This is a genomic window from Novosphingobium sp., from assembly GCF_036820275.1.
Classification (GTDB): Bacteria; Pseudomonadota; Alphaproteobacteria; order Sphingomonadales; family Sphingomonadaceae; genus Novosphingobium.
Genome location: NZ_DAISLT010000009.1, coordinates 118,928 through 137,378 on the forward strand (window position 1 = coordinate 118,928; position 18,451 = coordinate 137,378).

Sequence of the window (18,451 nt, forward strand, 5' to 3'; positions counted from 1 at the left end):
CGTTCCGGATCGAACAGGTTGACGCGAGAGATGAGAAGCCAATTGCCGCCTTGCCAGCCGACGCCCGAAAGGGCGGTGGCGGTGTGGGCGCAATTCTTCGCGTGTCCGAATTCGCCACGCGCACTTCCGCTCGCAGACACGCCCGCAAGTCTCTCGGCACTTCGCCGCAAGACCGCAGGCACCACCGCGCCCTCCGGCGCGGCAGACAGAAAAACCGTCGCACTCGGGGCGCTGGATTGCCCCGTTTCACACCTTACCCATGCCCGCTTGGAGACAAGCCGTTTCGAGGCTGGCCTTGCCGCATCCGGCAGGCCTCATGTCCTCACGGCGGGCACCATCGCACAGACACGCGCCACCCTGGCTGATCCGGCCGGGGCAGAGCGCGTACGGAGATTATACAATGGCAACGCGCATGCTCATCGATGCGCGCCACCCGGAAGAAACGCGGGTGGCGGTACTCAAGGGAAATCGCATTGAAGAGTTCGATTTCGAATCGGCCGACAAGAAGCAGATAAAGGGCAACATCTACCTGGCGAAGGTCACCCGCGTGGAACCTTCGCTCCAGGCGGCGTTCGTCGATTTCGGCGGCAATCGCCACGGCTTCCTTGCCTTCAGCGAAATCCATCCCGACTACTACCAGATCCCCAAGGAGGACCGCGAGGCCCTGCTGGCGGAAGAAGCCGCCCATGCCGAGGAAGAAGCCGCCCTGCGCGCTTCGGAAGGCGACGACGAGGACGAAGACGGCGGCGAAGGCTACGATGCCGATGGTTACTCGGACGGCGGCCTGACCGAAGTCGACACGTCCGAAAAGGACCAGGTCGCCACGATCGAGGACGGCGCCGTCGAGAACGGCTTCGAAACCGCCGAGGAAGAAGCGTCCGAGGAAGAGAACGGTGGCCGTGGCCGCCGCGGCCGTGGTCGCCGCCAGGGTGGCCGCAGCGGCGGTCGCTCGAAGGAAGCCGACGAGCTGCGCGCCAAGCGCATGGCGCTGCGCCGTCGCTACAAGATCCAGGACGTGATCCACCGCCGCCAGGTGCTGTTGGTGCAGGTCGTCAAGGAAGAACGCGGCAACAAGGGCGCGGCCCTCACCACCTACCTCAGCCTCGCGGGCCGCTACTGCGTGCTCATGCCGAATTCGAGCCATGGCGGCGGCATCAGCCGCAAGATCAGCTCGGCCTCGGACCGCAAGCGCCTGAAGTCGATCATCGCCGAAATGGACCTGCCGCGCTCGATGGGCTGCATCGTCCGCACCGCCGGCCTCCAGCGCACCAAGACCGAGATCAAGCGCGACTTCGACTACCTCGCCCGCCTCTGGGACGAGCTGCGCGAACAGACGATGCGTTCGGCCGCACCGGCGCTGATCCATTCGGACAGCGACCTGATCAAGCGCGCCATCCGCGACATCTATAACCGCGATATCGAGGAAGTCGTGGTCGAGGGCGAGGAAGGCTACCGCGCGGCCAAGGACTTCATGAAGCTCCTGATGCCGAGCCACGGCCGCAAGGTTAAGCCCTATTCCGACCCCGTGCCGCTGTTCCAGCGCTACGGCGCCGAAGACCAGCTCACCGCGATGTACGACCCGGTCGTGCAGCTGCGCTCGGGCGGCTACATCGTCATCAACCCGACCGAGGCGCTGGTCTCGATCGACATCAACTCGGGCCGCGCCACCAAGGAGCACGGCATCGAGCAGACGGCGGTCGCCACCAACCTCGAAGCCGCGCAGGAAATCGCCCGCCAGCTTCGCCTGCGCGACATGGCCGGTCTAGTCGTGATCGACTTCATCGACATGGAGTACGGCTCCAACGTCCGCAAGGTCGAGAAGGCGGTCAAGGAAGCGCTCAAGAACGACCGCGCCCGCATCCAGGTCGGCCGCATTTCCAGCTTCGGCCTGATGGAAATGAGCCGCCAGCGCCTGCGCACCGGCGTGCTGGAAGCGACCACCCGCTCCTGCCCGCATTGCGACGGCACCGGCCTCGTCCGCACCGCCAGCTCGGCGGGCCTCTCGGCGCTGCGTCTGATCGAAGACGAAGCGGCCAAGGGCAAGGGCGTCGTGGTTTCGCTCTTCGCCTCGACCGAAGCGGCGATCTACCTGCTCAACGCCAAGCGCGCCGACCTGGCCGACATCGAGGACCGCTACGGCGTCAACGTCGAAGTAATCCCCGAAGGCGAGAACGAAGGCGCGAAGATGCGCGTGATCTCGTCCGGCCCGCGCAACGAGTTCGTTCCGCGCTTCGATCCGATCGCCGAAGACGTCGAGGATGACTTCATCGACGACGAGGACGAGTTCGAGGAAGAAGAGCGCGAGGAAGCGCGTGGTTCGGGCGGATCGCGCGGTGAAGCCCGTGACGATGACGAAGGCGGTTCGCGCCGCAAGCGTCGCAAGCGTCGTCGGGGCCGCGGCCGCGACCGCCGCGACGAAAACGGCTCGGAAGAAGGCTCCGAATTCGAGGCCGAAGGCGAAGGTGAGGCTGATATCGAAGCTGAAGCCGCTGCCGATGAAGGCGAAGCGGATGCCGAAACCGACGGCGAATTCGCGCCTGTCGCGGAAGGTGACGACTCGGAGGCTCCGCGCAAGCGTCGCCGCCGTGGTGGCCGTCGCCGGCGCGGACGTCGCGACGAGAACGGTGAAGGCGCCGAGAACGGTGGCGAGGAAGCGGCCGAGGCCGTGACCGAAGCCGAAGAACCGGTCGAAGTCGTCGCCGAAGTGCTGGTTGCCACCGAACCGGTCGTCGAGGCTGAGGAAGCGCCCGCCAAGCCGAAGCGCACCCGTCGCAAGAAGGCCGAAACGGTCGAAGCGGTGGCTGAAGCCCCGGCTGTCGAAGCGCCTGCCGCCGAGGAAGAAGCTCCGGCCAAGCCGAAGCGCACCCGCCGTAAGAAGGCCGAGACGGTCGAAACGGTGGCTGAAGCCCCTGCTGCCGAAGCGCCTGCCGCCGAGGAAGAGGCTCCGGCCAAGCCGAAGCGCACCCGCCGCAAGAAGGTAGAGGTCGCCGAGGAAACCGCCGAAGCACCTGTCGAAGCTCCGGCCGCCGAGGAAGCGCCTGCCAAGCCGAAGCGCACCCGCGCCAAGAAGGCAGACACCGCCGAAACCCCGGCCAAGCCTGCACGCAAGACCGCAACCCGGGCGAAGCCCAAGGCTGCCGCCCCCAAGGCCGCTGCCGAGCCGGTGACGGAAGAGCCCGTCACGGCTGCCCCTGCCAACGACGAGACCGTCGCGGCCGATTCTTCGGACGACGCTTCGGCACCCCGTCGCGGCTGGTGGCAGCGCACCTTCGGCAATTGACGGCGCGAGGGCGGTCCAGGCCGCCCTCCTCCCGGCAAGATCATCAAGGCCCCGCACGGCAGCGTGCGGGGCCTTTTTGTTATCCCGGCCGATTGGCCCAATTCTCAGATCGCGCAGCTGCTTTCGGTCGTCGGATCAATGATCGCCGCAATCTCGGTAATGCGCGTCGCCGGAAAGCCGGACAGCTCCGCATGTTCGCGAATCCGTTCCTCGTTCTCGGCCAGGTAGATGCAGAAGGTCTTGTCGCCGGCGACATAGGAATGCTCCCATTGCACGCCGGGTATTCGCGCCAGAGCCGCATTGGAGGTCCGCGCCGCACCGCCGAGTTCCGCCCCGCTCATCGCGCCCACGCCGGGCAAGTCGCGTTCGATCACATAGCGCTTCATCATCGTCGCTCTCCCATCGGTTGGGGACCGCGCACTGGGCTGCGAGCCTGGCCCGCGGACCATTGCACCGGGCGATCATACGCCCGTTCCGTCGGCTCCGCGCCGGGAATCATTCGCCTGCCGCAATCCCGCAGGACCGATTTGCAACACCCTGAGACCACGAAACCGCTATCACACGCACTCTGGCCCTTGCCCCGCGCGGTTGAATCGCTAAGGGGACATTCACAGTCGCGGTTCGTGCCGCAGTGCAAGATCACGGGGATTTCTTCATGGCGAGCTTCACCCTCCCGGCCAACAGCAAGATCAAGAAGCAGGGCAAGGTTCACAAGGCCGAGGGCGCCGCCCGCGTCAAGAAGTTCACCGTCTACCGCTACGATCCGGATTCGGGCGAGAACCCGCGCTACGACAGCTTCGAGATCGATCTCGACAACTGCGGCCCGATGGTTCTCGACGCGATCATCAAGATCAAGAACGAGATGGATTCGACGCTGACCTTCCGCCGCTCGTGCCGCGAAGGTATCTGCGGTTCCTGCGCGATGAACATGAACGGCTCGAACGGCCTCGCCTGCACGACGGCGATCGAGGACCTCAAGGGCGATATCCGCATCACCCCGCTGCCGCACATGGAAGTCATCAAGGACCTCGTTCCCGACTTCACGCACTTCTACGCGCAGTACGCCTCGATCCGTCCTTGGCTGCAAACGGTTTCGACCACGCCTTCGGGTAAGGAGCGCCTCCAGAGCCCCGAACAGCGCGAGAAGCTGGACGGTCTCTACGAGTGCATTCTCTGCGCCTGCTGCTCGACCTCGTGCCCGAGCTACTGGTGGAATTCCGACAAGTTCCTCGGCCCGGCGATCCTGCTTCAGGCCTATCGCTGGCTGGCCGACAGCCGCGACGAAATGACCGGTGAGCGCCTGGACGAGCTGGAAGACCCCTTCCGTCTCTACCGCTGCCACACGATCATGAACTGCGCGAACGTCTGCCCCAAGGGCCTCTCGCCCGCGCGTGCGATCGCCGAAATCAAGAAGATGCAGGCCGAGCGTCAGGTCTAAGTCTTCGGACCCGGCCTCTCTCAAGCGCACTGACCCCGTGTCGTTCGAACCAGCTCCCGTCGCAGGCCGTCCCTTCAAGGGGGACGTGCGATGACCGCGATGCTCGAACGCTACGAAACGCTGGTCGCGACCGGCGAGCTTCGTTCCGATCCGGAACAGGCCGCCGCCGCGGAGCGGCTGAACCAGCTTCAGCGCGAAATCTACAAGGCGCGGACGTCCACCGGCCTGTTCGGCAAGCTCCTGGGCAAGAAGGCCCCCTCCCCGCGCGGCCTCTACATGTGGGGCGGCGTCGGGCGCGGCAAGTCGATGCTGATGGACCTGTTCCACCAGACCCTCGACATCGAAGAAAAGCGCCGCATTCACTTCCACGCCTTCATGCTGGAAGTCCACGCGTTGCTGCGTGAAGAGCGCCGCAAGGAAAGCGGCGACCCGATACCGCCCGTCGCGGCGACGATCGCCCGTAATGTGCGCGTTCTCGCCTTCGACGAGATGGTCGTGAACAATTCAGCCGATGCCATGATCATGAGCCGGCTGTTCACCCACCTCATTCTCGACGAAGGGGTGACGATCGTCACCACGTCGAACCGGGCGCCGAAGGATCTCTACAAGAACGGCCTCAACCGCGAGCATTTCCTGCCCTTCATCGACCTGATCGAGAAGGAACTGGACGTCCTGACGCTCAACGGCCCGACCGACTATCGCCTACACCGCCTCGGCGGCATGGCGACCTGGTACCATCCGCTGGGCGAGGAAGCCACGGAACAGGCGCGTGAGGTCTTCTATCGCCTGACCGACTATCCGCCGGAAGACAGCGAACACGTGCCCTCGGCCGACCTCGATGTAGGCGGTGGGCGCATGCTGCACGTCCCCAAAAGCCTCAAGGGCGTGGGCGTGTTCAGCTTCAAGCGCCTCTGCGGAGAGGCGCGCGGTGCTGCGGACTATCTGGCGATCGCCCGCGCCTATCATACGGTCCTCATCATGGGGATCCCGAAGATGGGCCCCGACCGCCGCAACGAAGCCGCGCGCTTCGTGACTCTGATCGACGCGCTCTACGAGAACAAGGTCAAGCTGATCGCAGCCGCCGATGCGGCTCCGGAAGACCTCTACGAGGCCGGAGACGGCCGCTTCGAATTCGAGCGCACGGTCAGCCGTCTCAACGAGATGCAGAGCGCCGATTACCTCGCCATGGGCCACGGCGAAGACTGAAATCGTTAACAGTCTGCGAATCAAACGTTAACGCGAGAGCTTCCAAATGCTTTCGCGAGCAACGATTCTCGCCCGAACAAAGCGTCTCCGCTTCAAGTCGTTAACAGACTGGCAGCAATAAAAAACGCCCTGCTCCGATGTCGGAGAGGACGTCAGCATGTTCTTCGAACACGCCATATCCGCACTAAAGCCCTGATTCATTGGATTTTCGAGAGCCTAGAACGAGAAAGTGCGGCACTTCTTGCGAAGTGCCGCACCCGATTGGTTATTAGCGGCCGAGGCTGCCCCAGTTCCAGCTGTACATAACATTACCCCATGTGAACCGCCGCTATGTTGCGGCTGAGCACATGGATAACAATAGGTTAAAAAGTCATCAAGACTTTTTTAACCAGTTCGTCGCGGCTCTCTCCCCACGATTTGCGTGAGGAGATCCCGGAATGGGACTGGACGGCTGACGTAGTAGCCCTGGATCGCGTCGCACTGCATCGCGCGCAGGATTTCCAGGGCCGCCTGGGTCTCGACACCTTCGGCCACCACGACCCGGTCCTGCGAGTGGGCCATTTCGATGATGGATTGCACGAGCAGGAGGTCTTCCTTGTTCCCTTCCATCGCCTGAATGAAGACCTTGTCGATCTTGACCTCGGTCGCGGGGAGATAGCGCAAGTAGTCGATCGTCGCGTTGCCGGTGCCGAAATCGTCGATCGAGAGATGGAGACCGGACTGGACGAGCTTCTGAAGCATCTGGAACGTCCGCGAGCTTCGGTCGAGACGGTCGGTCTCGGTGATTTCCAGAATCAGCTTGTCCGCGGGCAAACCATAAGTCGCGAGGATTTCCGCGATCATGCCGGGTAGCCCCGGATTGCGCAGGAGTTGGGCGGAGATGTTGACCGACATCGTCATGTCGAAACCATGGCGGCGCAGTTCGACCGCCGAGCGCACGGCATCGTCGATCACGAACCGCGTGATTCGCTCGATTCGGTGGAATTCCTCGGCAATGCGGATGAACTTGTCCGGACTGATCGGACCGCGCTCCGGGTGGGTCCAGCGTACAAGCGCCTCGGCGCCGGTCACCCGATTGCTGGCAACGTCGAGCTTGGGCTGATAGGCCACCCATACCTCGCCGTTGTCGATCGCGCGGTCGAGCTGGGTGAGCAGCGAGATTTCCCACTGCGCCTCGTGCTTGCGGCTGTCGAACTTGTAGACGAGTTCGTCGTTGCGCACGGCTTCCTCGGCCGACTGCATGGCGCTGGCGACGCGGCTGGAAACCGGCCTGTCAAACTCCGAATCGATGCCGCAGTTGAACGAGAGGTCGATATCGAGTCCGCCGACCTGAATGCCGTTCTGGACGATCCGGTGCAGGCCTTCAAGATTCTCGAACAAATCGAAGGTACTACGGATCGTCGAGAGCCACATGAACATGCCGCCTTCGTGATAGACCGTGACTTCGCTGTCACTGATGCGGATGCGGCGCACGATCTCGTTGGCGACCTGGCCTTCGACATGCTCCGCGAAACTGCCGATGATCGCGCCGTAGTTGCGGATTTGAAGCGCCACGAGAATGCGGCTCGACACCGCATCGTACTTGCGCAGGACCTGCACGCTGGGCAGGCCTGAACCCGAATTGGTCTCCCCAGCCACCTCTACACGGTCGAGATTGCGCATGCGGAACACAGCTACGGCCGCCATGGCGATTGCGGGAACGATGTCCACCTGGATACGGAACTGATCGAGTGCCAGCGGCGCCACGATCAGAACGGCGACCAGGCCCGTAAAACGATAGATATCGAGAACACGGCCGCGTCCGAGGCCGGTCAGGATGACGCCAAACACCACGAGGAAGGCGGGAAGCCACCCCAATTCGATCGGAACGCCTTCCTTCAGGGTTTCCGCGGCAATAGCGTGGAAAAATGCACCGGGGGCATAACCCTGCGCGGGCAACGTGTGGAGGTCATGATAGACTTCCGCACTCGGTGCAATGATCACGTCCTTACCGCGAATGGCTGTCTTGTCGAACCGTCCCTTCAGGATGTCGACGTAGCTCACTGTCGGGATGGTCGTGTAATCGATGGCGTAATCCGGACGAAAAACGCGGTCGCTGGGTCTCGACACCCCGGCGATCTTTGCCGCCAGACTCGGTATGTCGCCTACCGGACTTCCAGACGAAAATGGCAGGCTGATGCTCAGGTTGAAGGGATGATCCAGCGCCAGCAGCGAAACGGCATCGGCATTCTCAAGAAACGCGTGCGACGGGGTCGCAGCGGCATAATTGCCCCGCGGCCCGTCCTTGGCGGGCATGGCCCCCAGGAACACGCGGTTTGGAAACGCCTTGAGTGCTTCCAGGAACTCATCGCGGCCAGGATCCTTGGCGTTATCGGTCAGGAAGCGATCCACGAACACGCGCTTGACCCCGGCGCCCTGCAAGTTGCGGATGACCTGCGCATCGTTCCCGCGAGTAACGTCGAGAACCTCCAGTTCCTCAAGCGTCTTGCCATCCTGCAAGACCATGACGATCTCGCCCTTGGATGGGTGCATACGCAGCCAGGTGCGGCCGTTCACCAGAACGTCCTCGAGCGGCAGGGCCGCGCCGGTCACGCCCAGCAGGACGCCGGTCAGCGCCGCCCAGAAGACGATCCGGAACCGGGCGCTTTTCCAGATCTTCGCGATCCGCGCGCGGAGGTCAGACATCATGCCCTCGCAAATTCTTCCCCTCTGCGCTCATTCGCAGGACATGGATGTCCTCGGCGGAAAGCGTCCGCTTTTCAATCGTGTAATGACGACCTGCTCTGTTCATGGACGTCCTGCGATGGCGTTGTCGCTGCCCGGACTAGAGCAAAGGTCCTAAGAAGAAGTTAGGTTAATCCATCTTCACGATAGATTTCTTCCGCCTCTGGTTAGCTTAGCTAAACCGTGGGGAAAGGGGCAAAATCAGGCTATGCCCAAATGCGCCAGCGACCGCTCGAGCATCAGCAGCTGCCAGAGCAGGCGCGAATGATCGCTTTTGCCGGAAATATGATCCTCGACAAGCCCCCCGAGGCGCGGTGCATCGAACCAGCCGGTTCGAGCCAGGGTCGCGCTGGAAGCGATTTCGCGGGCGGACTGCGCCAGAGGTCCCCGGAACCACTGCGCGATCGGCGTGACGAAGCCCTGCTTGGGCCGATAGAGAATCGGTTCCGGCAGGAAGCGTCGCATGGTGCGCTTCATCAGCCACTTCCCCTGTCCGCCGCGCACGCGCATGCTTTCCGGGAGACGCGCGGCGAATTCGATCAGGCGATGGTCCAGCAGCGGCTCACGCGCTTCGAGGCTGACCGCCATGCTCGCACGGTCCACCTTGGTCAGGATATCGCCGGGAAGCCAGTGCTTGAGATCGGCATATTGTGCCCGGTCCAACCCCGAACGGGCCGGAGCAGCACGCATCAGGTCGAGCACGGTTTGCTCGGCGCGATAGCCTCCGCGCAGGCGGCGGAAATCGTCCGAATAGAGCCTGTCCCGCAGTTCCGGCGGCGTGAAGCCGATGGAGCGGGCGTAGCCTTCCGCACTGTCCGCCGCGAGCGAGAGCAGCGTGGATTTTGCCCGCAGTGGGCGCGGCGCCCAGTCCGCCTTCGGATAGAGCGCCCCAAGCGTGCCGAACACCGGCCCGCGAATCGCCTGCGGGATCAGCCCGCGCACGCGATCCTCGCTGCGCTGGAAAATATGACGGCGATAACCTGCAAAAGCCTCGTCCGCGCCGTCACCGGAGAGCGCGACAGTCACCGATTCGCGCGCCAGCTGGCAGACGCGCCAGGTCGGTAGCGCGGAAGCATCCGCGAAAGGCTCGTCGAACATCGCGGCAAGACCGCCAATGGCCTCGAAATCATCGGGCGAGACCTGCCGGGCGCGGTGATCGGTGCCGAACTGCCGGGCGATCTGTGTCGCATAGCCGCTCTCGTCGAGCGCGGCGACGTCGAAGCCGATCGAGCAGGTCTTGACCGGCTGCCCGCTCGCTTCGGCCATGAGGGCGACGACGCTGGAACTGTCCACCCCGCCGGAGAGGAAGGCGCCCAGCGGCACATCGGCAACCATGCGCGAAGTAACCGCCTCGCGCAGCAGGTGGAGCAGTTCCGCTTCGAGGTCCTCCACCCTGCCCTTGCGGCGCTCGGCGAAGGAAATGTCCCACCACTGGACCGGCCGGGGCAGCGGCGCGCCGTGGCGCAGCAGCAGCGAATGGCCCGCGGGCAGCTTGGTCACGCCTTTCAGGATCGAGCGCGTATCGGGCACGTAGCCCCAGGCGAGATAATCCTCGACCGCCAGCGGATCGATCTCGCGGCGCAGCAGGGGATGGGCGAGCAGCGCCTTGAGTTCCGACCCGAAGGCGAGGCTGCCGTCGCTCAGCGGTGCGAGGAACAGCGGCTTCACCCCCAACCGGTCCCGCGCGAGAAACAGGGTGCGCGCCTCGATATCGTAGATCGCGAAGGCGAACATGCCGTGGAGGTGGGTGACGCAGTCCGGACCCCAGCGCTGCCAGGCGGCGAGAATCACCTCGCTGTCGCCGTCGGTGCGGAACTCCGCGCCTGTCGCACGCAGTTCGCGTCGCAATTCGCGGTAGTTGTAGATCTCGCCGTTGAAGACGAGCATCGCCCGCCCGTCCGGCGAGGGCATCGGCTGCGGCGACCCCGCCACGTCGATGATCGAGAGGCGCAGATGGCCCAGCCCCACGCCGGGTGCGGTCCAGACGCCGCTGCCGTCCGGCCCGCGATGCGCCAGCGCGTCGCACATGGCCTCTACCCGCGCCGGGTCCACCGGCTTGGGCGTTTCGAGATGATAGATACCGGCGATGCCACACATAAGTGCTTGGCCTAGCGGAGCCCGGTCACGCGGTCCATCCACGTGCCGGTCGGCCCATTCGCGGCCTGGAAACGAGCAATCGCATCGGCGGCGTCCCGGCTTTCCGACGAGAGGATCAGCATGGCCGTGGGCCGTGCGTGGAGACGCAGGTTTCCGCCGATGACGGCGAGCTTGAGGCGCGCATTGCTGCCGCTCGCTAGGTCTCCGGTGCGATACCAGGTCACGGCGAGCCGCTCGACCTTGCCGCCGCCCAGCAGGCGCTCGCTGCGGCCTTCTCCGAATGCGGGTCCGGGCGACTGCCATGACCAAGCGGTGCCGGGAGTCAGGGCGCCCTGCCCGAAGCCGCCCGCCTCGCGGCCCTCGCCCTGCCCGGCGTAGAGCGCCACGAAAACATCGACCGTGCGACCTTCGCCATCGGCATAACGGCCGAGCAGGCGGTGGTCGGCGCCTTCCGCGCGCGGTTCCCACCAGATTGCCGGAGTGTAGTCCACGCGCTTCCAGCCGGGGACTTGCGGCAAGTCGATCCGGTCGGGCAGCGGCGCGGCGAGCGTGTCACCGAGATGCGCCCAGGCCTTTGCGCCCGTCAGCATCAGCGCCAGAGCAGCCAGTGCGATCGCGGCCGGCACGCGCGCATGTTCGAGCCGGCCCAAAACCGGCGAACTTGCGATGACGGCGGCATCGATCATCGGCGTGTCGAGCGGTCGGTCGAAGAAGCGCCAGGCGCCCGCGATCACCAGCGCGAGCACGACGGCGAAGAAAACCCAGCCGTAGACGATATGATCGAAGCCCGCCGCCTTCTCCACCCCGACGATCTGCGCGGCGTAGATCGTGCCCCAGGCGCGCACGCCGTTGGCCAGGATCGGCACCAGCAGGCAGGCCAGCATCATCGCCGCACGGCGGCGCCAACTGGTGAAGCAGACATTGCAGGCGAGCGCGCCGAAAGCGATCATCGCGATCAGGAACTTCACGCCGGAACAGGCCTCCGCCACTTCGAAGAGACCGGCGGGGGTATCGATGAACACGCCGTCGATCGTCGCGGGAATGCCGCTGACATGGGTGAGCGCTACCGTGATCTTCGCGGTGATGGTCTGGAGCACTTCGACCAGTTCCTCGCCCACCGGCACCAGGAACGCCATGTAGCAGAGCGGGAAGAACAGCGCCGCCGTCACCCGCGGCCCGAGCACCAGTGGAACCGTCGCGCCGAGCATCGCCACCGCGCCTGCCTGCCGCGCCAGATCGAGGCCGGACAGCGCGCCGAGCAGCCAGAGGAATGCCGCGCCCGCCATCGGGATCAGTCCCGGCCACCAGCAGAGCGGCACCAGCTTCGTCAATTCGCCGCGCCGCTGCCAGACCAGCCAGCAGAGGATCGGCGGGATCAGCACGATGTGATTGTAGGTCGAGATATCCCACCACTGCCGCGCCATCGCCGCCCAGTCGCCGAAGAAGGCGGCGAGCAAGGCGGATGCGGCGATACTCCAGCGGATCAGAGCGGCGCGCCACGGCGCGGGCACGTCCCGCCAGTGCCAACCCGGGGGCGCATTCGCAGCCAAGGTTTCAGGCGGCATCGATCAGGCTTTCCTTCTCCATGCCGATCATGCGCGGCAGCACAGCCAGCGCGGACTCCCAACTGGCATGGGTGCAAATCCACGCGCGGGCGGCCTGCCCCATGGCGTGGCGGCGGTCGCGGTCCTCGGCCAGTGCGATGACGGCATCGGCCAGCGCCGCGTCGCTTTCCGCCACGACGAAATGGCGTCCATCCTCGGCCTCGATGCCGGTTGCCGCCCCCGGCGAGAGCACGACCGGCAGTTCCATCGCCATCGCCTCCAGCACCTTGTTCTGCACGCCGCGCGCCATCTCCAGCGGCACCAGCGCCATGTCCGCAGCAGTAAGCCAGGGCCGGATATCCTCGACACGGCCCCAGACGTGAACGCTCTCGCGGCCGTGCCGGGCGAGCAGCGAAGGCGGCGGATTGCGCCCGACGACATGCAGGCTGGCATCGGGGCAGCGGGCGCGGACCAACGGCAGGATGCGCGTGATCGCCCGCTCCACCGCTGCGACATTGGGCGCGTAGTCCATCTGGCCGGTGAACACGAGGCGCGGCCCCGAGATCGCCGCCATGCGCGGCTCCGGTGCGACGCCCGTGGGATCGAACAGCGCGCTGTCGATGCCGTTGCCCATGGCCTCGACCGTAGAGGCCCGATCGTCCAGTCGCGCAGCGAAGAGCGCCGCCTCGGCCTTGCTGACGAGCAAGGTGCGGTCGGCACGGCGCGCGATGCGCGCTTCCTCGGCGCGCAGGAGCCGCCCCTCGCGGCGCTCCATCCAGCTGCGAAAGCCTCGTCCCACGGCGCCATAGGCCTCGAACTTGGCCGAATCGACATCGACGAGATCGACGATCACCCGCCCGCGAAAGCTCTCCGGCACATATTGCGCCATCTGGCCGGAGAACACGAAGATCGTCTCGATGGGGCGGTTTTTCAGAACCCCCTCGATCCACCGCGTCATGCGGGGATCGCGGAAAGCCGTCAGGCTGAGCGGCAGTCCTACGGCGAGCGCCTCGATCCCGGCGCGCGGCAGGGACTTGCCTCGAGCGAGCAGCAGATGGCTTGCCGCCAGCGCGGCCATTTCTCCCTCGCAGGCATGATCCGCAGCATCGTCCGCGAAACAGCCGAGGTGCACCGGCGCCAGCGACGCCAGTGCCTTGAGCACGTTGTGCGAGCGGATCTTGTCCCCCCGGTCGGGCGGGAAAGGTATGCGGTGCGCGAGGAAAAGGATCTCGCCCATCAGCCGATTCCGCGCGCGATAAGCGGCCCGAGCCGGTTGGCCACGGAGAGCGGCAAGCGCTGCCAGAGCCTGATCTGAAGCGAGAGCTTCGAACTGGTCGGATCGGCCTCCCGCTTCGCCGCGCCCGGCGCGGTCCAGGCGGCGTAAGTCAGCGGTTCGGGCTCGAAGCCCCAGTTGCGCTTGAAGTGATAGGCCCCGCTGCCGGTCTTGGAGCGGCCGAAGTCGAACGTCGTGCATCCGCGCCGCCGGGCATGGAGCATCAGCTCGTAATACATCCGATCGTTGGCGCGCAGTACGCGCGCTTCGTGGGTGCCGCCGCCCCAGTAAGGCATGGCCGCGCCGCGATGGTAGAGGGTGATGACCCCGGCAACGGGGCGCCCTTGGTGACGCACGGTCAGCACGTCAGCCTCTTCGCCGAACGCATCGAGCACGGCATCGAGCAAGGCTCGCGGGAATACCGGAGTGCCGAGATTGCGGTAGCTCTCGGCGAAAACCGCATAGTGCGCGGCGCGGTCGCGCTCGGACGTGCCGATCTCCACGTCGAGATCGTTCGCCAGAGCCTTGCGCACTTCGGCGCGCTGCTTGCGCGGAATGTCGAGCAATTGCGCTTCGTCGTCCGCCGCGAGGGGCCGTGCGAAGTTGCAGTGGCTTTCGGTCTTGAGCGCCCAGCCCAGCCCCGCTTCGGGCAGCACGCCGCCGCGCAGTTCGATGCTCGGGCAGGACTGGCGCAGCGCGAGTTCCTCCAGCGCCGCGAAAAGCGCTGCGGAATCGGCGCCCTCGGCCGTCAGCAGCCCGCCGCCGACCGCGAAACCGGACGAGGCCAGGAGCCTCCCGAAGATCGGCGAATGAATGGCATCGAGCGGCAGGAAGGCGAGGATTTCGCCCTGCCGCTCCTCGATCAGCGCCAGCGCGCGGTTACCCGTCGCCTTTGCGACCGAGACGAACCAGGCCGGTCGATGAAACGGCGTCGCCTGCGGATGGTGGGCGGTGAACAGTTCCAGCCGCGCGACTTCGCCGGGGTCGTCCAGATCGACAAGCCGCACGGCGCCCGCAAGCGGAGCGAGAGGCGCGTTCATGCCGCCAGCGCTGCTTCGAGCGGAACCGCCCGCTCGGCCTCGCGGGCGGCGAGTTCGTCCATCCGCCCCCAGCGGAACTCGCCGACCAGCTGGCGCAGCTTGCCCGCCATGACGCCGAGGTTCGTATAGTGCCGCAGCCGCGAACGCAGCGACGCATTGGCTACGCGCGGCTGGTTCGGGTCGATCTCCCAGGGGTGGAAGTAGAACACCGCCGGTCGCCCCTCGCCATTCACCTGACGGATCGCCCAGCGCGAAAAGCGGTAAGGCAGCACGCGGAAGAACCCGCCGCCGCCCGCCGCCAGTCGCCGTCCGGCAAAAGTCGCGGTCGTCACCGGAATCTCGACGAGCGCACTGTCCGCCAACGGCCGGAACGCGAAGCGCGGCGCCTCGCGCCAGCCGTAATGGTCGTGCGCGATCGGCGCGACGCTGGAGCTATAGGCATAGCCCTGCTCGGCCAGCACCTCGAAAGCCCAGGGCGTGCGTGCGTCGATGGAGAAACTGGGCGCCCGGTAGCCGCTCACCTTGACCCCGGCGGCGTCCTCGATAGCCTTGCGGCTCATGTCAAGGTCGCGCGCGAACGTCGAAGCGTCCATGCGGAACACGCGCTCATGGTCCCAGCCGTGGCTGGCCATCTCGTGCCCCGCCTCGGCAATGCGGCGCAGCAGCCGGGGATGGCGCACCGCAACCCAGCCCAGAGTGAAGAACGTGCCCTTGACGCCCGCCGCGTCGAACAGCGCGAGAATATCGTCGCAATTGCGCTCCACCCGCGTGCGGATGGCGGGCCAGTCGGCGCGGTCGATCACCGTCTCGAAGGCACCGACCTGGAACCAGTCCTCGACATCGACCGAAAGGCCGTTGATGGGGCGGGTGTCGTTCATGGCGTCCATCCTCATCGGCTGGGTGTGAGGTCAGGCCGCCCGGCGATGGCCTTCGCCGCCCTCGAACCACTCGATCAACATGGTGAGCGTGTGGCGCAAGGTGCGTTCCTGCTCGTCCAGACGCTCTTCCATGCGGGCTCTTTCGGCGGCCGCCTGCGCAAGCTGCTCCTGCAAGGTCGTGACGCGCGGATCTTCTCCGAGGGCGGCCGCATCTTTCTGGCGCTCGACATTGGCGGCCAGTTCGAGAACCGCATGCTCAAGCTCGTCGATCTGCGAATCGCGCCCGGCCAGTGCCGCCTCGATCAGGGCGATGGCCGCCTTGGCATCGAGCGCGTCAACGTGCGGTGCAGCGCCTTGCGCGACCGCGACGGGCACCTCGGCTTCTGCAACAGATTCGCTCTGGCAGACGAGGTTGCGGGTGCCGTCCTCGTCCAGTTCGTCGAGCACGTCGTGCAGCATGTCGAGATCGATCAGCGAACGCTGCTCCACCGCGCCCAGCAGGAGCAGGCGACTGACGATCTGGTTGATCCGTCGCGGAATGCCGCCGGTCGCCTCGTGCACTTCGGCGAAGACGCGGTGGTCGAAGCCCGGATTGCCCTTCCAGCCGACGCAGTTCAGGCGGTGCTCGACATAGGCCTGCACCTCGCGCGGCTCCATCGCCGTGAGGTGATGGGTGGCGATCACGCGCTGGCGAAGCTGTTCGAGCAGCGGGCTCTCCAGCAAGGTCGTGCGGAACTCCGGCTGACCGAGCAGCAGCGTCTGAAGCAGCGGATGCGAACCGAGCTGGAAGTTCGACAGCATGCGCAGTTCCTCGACCGCATCGATCGCCAGGTTCTGCGCCTCGTCCACGATCAGCAGACAGCGGCGGCCTGCGCGCGCTTCGGCATGGAGGAAGCCCTCGATCGCCCCGAGAGCCGAGGCCTTGTCATGTCCGGCCACGGGAAGTCCGAAGGCCTGCGCGACGACATGGACGATCGCCTCGCCGTCCAGCGCACTGGTGACGATGCAGGCCGCGGTAAGACGCGCCGGATCGATCGTCGCCATGAGGTGCGAGACCAGCGTGGACTTGCCCGCGCCGACCTCGCCGGTGATGACCACGAAGCCTTCGCCCTGTGCCAGACCGTAGCCGAGATAGGACAGCGCCTTGCGGTGCGTCGCGCTCTCGAAATAGAAGGCCGGATCGGGCGTCAGCTGGAAAGGCCGGCCCTCGAACCCGTAGAATTGGTCGAACATCCCTGCTCTCCTTCGCAATCAGAAGCTGTAGCGCAAGCCCGCCAGGGCAGACGCGGTCCAGTAGTCGTCGTAAAGCGGATCGCTGCGGGTTACCCCGTCGATTCCAAGGGCCATGCTCGCGCGCAGACGGCGGGCGAGCATGCGGTAGTAGCCGAGCGTGGCGCCGTAGCCCGCGACATTGCCGGTCAGGGCGTCGGTGCTGCTCAGCCAGTTGGCGTAGACATTGGCCGACCAGCCCGCCTCGCGGCCGAGCTGGCCGTTGACGAAGGCGGCGATCCACCAGTTCTCGTCGATCACGCCGTCGGCGGCGGCGAGTACGGTATTGCGCCCGGCGATGAAGTCGCGGCGGTCGTAACCGGCGCCGATCCCCGCGTTCAGATGGCCGATCTCGCGCGAGTAGCTCGCGGCGATGCCGCGCCCGCGATAGACCGCCGAGCGGACCGAGCCGAGCGCGCCGGAGAGGCAGTTGTTGCCGTCGAGCGAGATCACGCAGCCGCGCAATTCGCCGGTCACGGGGTCGCGCACGGCCACGAAGTCGTTCGGCAACTGGTCGAGCGCCCGGCCGAGTTGCCCGCCGAAGCCGCTGACGTTGTCGTAGACGCCGACGCTGAGCTGGCTGCGGTCGTCGGGCGCATAGGCCAGGGTGCCGCCGAAACTGGTCGAGCCGTAACGACGCCCGATATGCGCCGAAAGCGAGGTCCGGCGGCTCGGCCGCCACATGACGGCGACGTCCCAGAGCAACCCGCTGACATCGTAGGACAGCTGGCGCGGGGCGCTTTTGTCGGTGACGTAGCGACCGTCGCGACCGACCACCGGATTGCCGTCGGCATCGCGCAACGCATCGCGGCTGGAAACCTCGACGTCTTCGTAGCCGAGCGCGCCGACGACCTGCACGGTGCGGCTGACCGGAACCGTCACCAGTCCGCGCGCCTGCATGTCGCGCACGCGCTGGTCGAGGTTGGAAACGTCTTCCTGGTAGATGCTGCCCGCGACGCCAAGGCCCACCGGCGCGATCACATGCGGCGCGACACCGGCCTGGACATCGGCCATCTGGGTCACGCTCTTGTCGAAGAGGTCCGCTGCGGCGCCGCCGGGCATGGCGACATAGGCGTCGGGCTGCTCGACCTTGGTGAAACCGGCACGGTAGTTCGCCGAAAGGTCGATGTCCCCGGCGCGGGTCTTGAACGAAGGGCCGCCGTAGACCGAATAGATATTGGTGCGGGTGGTGTCGTTCACCAGCCCGCCGGAGAGCGCCGAGCCGCCGTTCTCGACGCGGGCCTGGGTCGCCAGCGCGCCGGCTTCCAGCGTCAGGCCCGACGTGATCGTGGTATAGCCGCGCACCAGCCCGCTGATCGCGTCGCCGTCCCGCGCATTGCGCCCCCAGCCGATGTAGCGCTCGTAGCGGACCGAGGCCGAAACCGCGTTGTTGCGCCCGGAAATGCCCGCATCCACGCCCGCCGCGAGCTGGGTATAGGTCAGCACATCGTTGCCGGGCGAGAGCTGCGCGTCGACGATCTGGTCGATCTCGATATAGGGCGTCACTTCCAGGCGGCGCGGCTTCCCGCCCCGCTCGCCGCGACCGGACTTGCCATGCCCGCCCGCGTCGGAAGAGGAGGCGGTCGCTTCGTCCGAACCGCTGCCGACCTGATCGTAACCCACGGTCTGCGCCTGCACGCAAGGCGCAGACGCAGCGGCCAGCGCCGCCAAACTCAATGTACTCAATTTCATCTGGCGGGAC

The 18,451-nt window shown here is 65.9% G+C and carries 12 protein-coding genes; 3 read left to right on the forward strand and 9 right to left on the reverse strand.

What is annotated here, in order from left to right:
* Positions 1–400: 400 nt before the first annotated feature.
* Positions 401–3,280, forward strand: a complete 2,880-nt coding sequence (locus tag V7066_RS09675; RefSeq protein ID WP_334182836.1) for an Rne/Rng family ribonuclease — start codon at positions 401–403, stop codon at positions 3,278–3,280.
* A gap of 104 nt (positions 3,281–3,384) precedes the next feature.
* On the opposite strand, the gene V7066_RS09680 is transcribed toward V7066_RS09675, so the two are convergent.
* Positions 3,385–3,669, reverse strand: coding sequence for a DUF4242 domain-containing protein (locus tag V7066_RS09680; protein ID WP_334182837.1), 285 nt, complete (start codon positions 3,667–3,669; stop codon positions 3,385–3,387).
* Between the two features lie 266 nt (positions 3,670–3,935).
* Here V7066_RS09680 and V7066_RS09685 point away from each other — a divergent pair, with 266 nt between their 5' ends.
* Both V7066_RS09685 and zapE read left to right on the forward strand, forming a co-directional pair.
* Positions 3,936–4,718, forward strand: coding sequence for a succinate dehydrogenase iron-sulfur subunit (locus V7066_RS09685; RefSeq protein WP_334182838.1), 783 nt, complete (start codon positions 3,936–3,938; stop codon positions 4,716–4,718).
* 90 nt (positions 4,719–4,808) lie between these two features.
* The gene (zapE, locus tag V7066_RS09690) at positions 4,809–5,924 is read left to right on the forward strand and encodes a cell division protein ZapE (protein ID WP_334182839.1); all 1,116 of its coding nucleotides are present in this window, start codon (positions 4,809–4,811) and stop codon (positions 5,922–5,924) included.
* 384 nt (positions 5,925–6,308) lie between these two features.
* Here zapE and V7066_RS09695 read toward each other — a convergent pair whose 3' ends face one another.
* From V7066_RS09695 to V7066_RS09730, 8 genes are all read right to left on the reverse strand, one after another.
* Positions 6,309–8,612: an EAL domain-containing protein gene (locus V7066_RS09695; RefSeq protein WP_334182840.1), complete on the reverse strand. Its 2,304-nt coding sequence runs from the start codon at positions 8,610–8,612 to the stop codon at positions 6,309–6,311.
* A 237-nt stretch (positions 8,613–8,849) separates the two neighbouring features.
* Positions 8,850–10,745 carry an XrtA/PEP-CTERM system amidotransferase gene (locus V7066_RS09700; RefSeq protein ID WP_334182841.1) on the reverse strand — a complete coding sequence of 632 codons (1,896 nt, stop codon included), beginning with the start codon at positions 10,743–10,745 and terminating at the stop codon, positions 8,850–8,852.
* An 11-nt stretch (positions 10,746–10,756) separates the two neighbouring features.
* Entirely contained in the window at positions 10,757–12,310 is a 1,554-nt protein-coding gene (gene xrtA, locus V7066_RS09705; RefSeq protein WP_334182842.1) for an exosortase A, read from the reverse strand.
* A complete protein-coding gene (locus V7066_RS09710) occupies positions 12,300–13,526 on the reverse strand; it encodes a TIGR03087 family PEP-CTERM/XrtA system glycosyltransferase (RefSeq protein WP_334182843.1) in 1,227 nt (408 codons plus the stop codon). The genes xrtA and V7066_RS09710 overlap by 11 nt, the downstream gene beginning before the upstream one ends.
* Positions 13,526–14,602 carry a FemAB family XrtA/PEP-CTERM system-associated protein gene (locus V7066_RS09715; RefSeq protein ID WP_334182844.1) on the reverse strand — a complete coding sequence of 359 codons (1,077 nt, stop codon included), beginning with the start codon at positions 14,600–14,602 and terminating at the stop codon, positions 13,526–13,528. The genes V7066_RS09710 and V7066_RS09715 overlap by 1 nt, the downstream gene beginning before the upstream one ends.
* Entirely contained in the window at positions 14,599–15,480 is an 882-nt protein-coding gene (locus V7066_RS09720) for an XrtA system polysaccharide deacetylase (RefSeq protein WP_334182845.1), read from the reverse strand. Before V7066_RS09720 ends, V7066_RS09715 begins: the two co-directional genes overlap by 4 nt.
* Positions 15,481–15,510: 30 nt before the next feature.
* Positions 15,511–16,713, reverse strand: a complete 1,203-nt coding sequence (locus V7066_RS09725) for an XrtA/PEP-CTERM system-associated ATPase (protein WP_334182846.1) — start codon at positions 16,711–16,713, stop codon at positions 15,511–15,513.
* Between the two features lie 18 nt (positions 16,714–16,731).
* Positions 16,732–18,441 carry a preprotein translocase subunit YajC gene (locus V7066_RS09730; protein ID WP_334182847.1) on the reverse strand — a complete coding sequence of 570 codons (1,710 nt, stop codon included), beginning with the start codon at positions 18,439–18,441 and terminating at the stop codon, positions 16,732–16,734.
* Between the last annotated feature and the right edge of the window lie 10 nt (positions 18,442–18,451).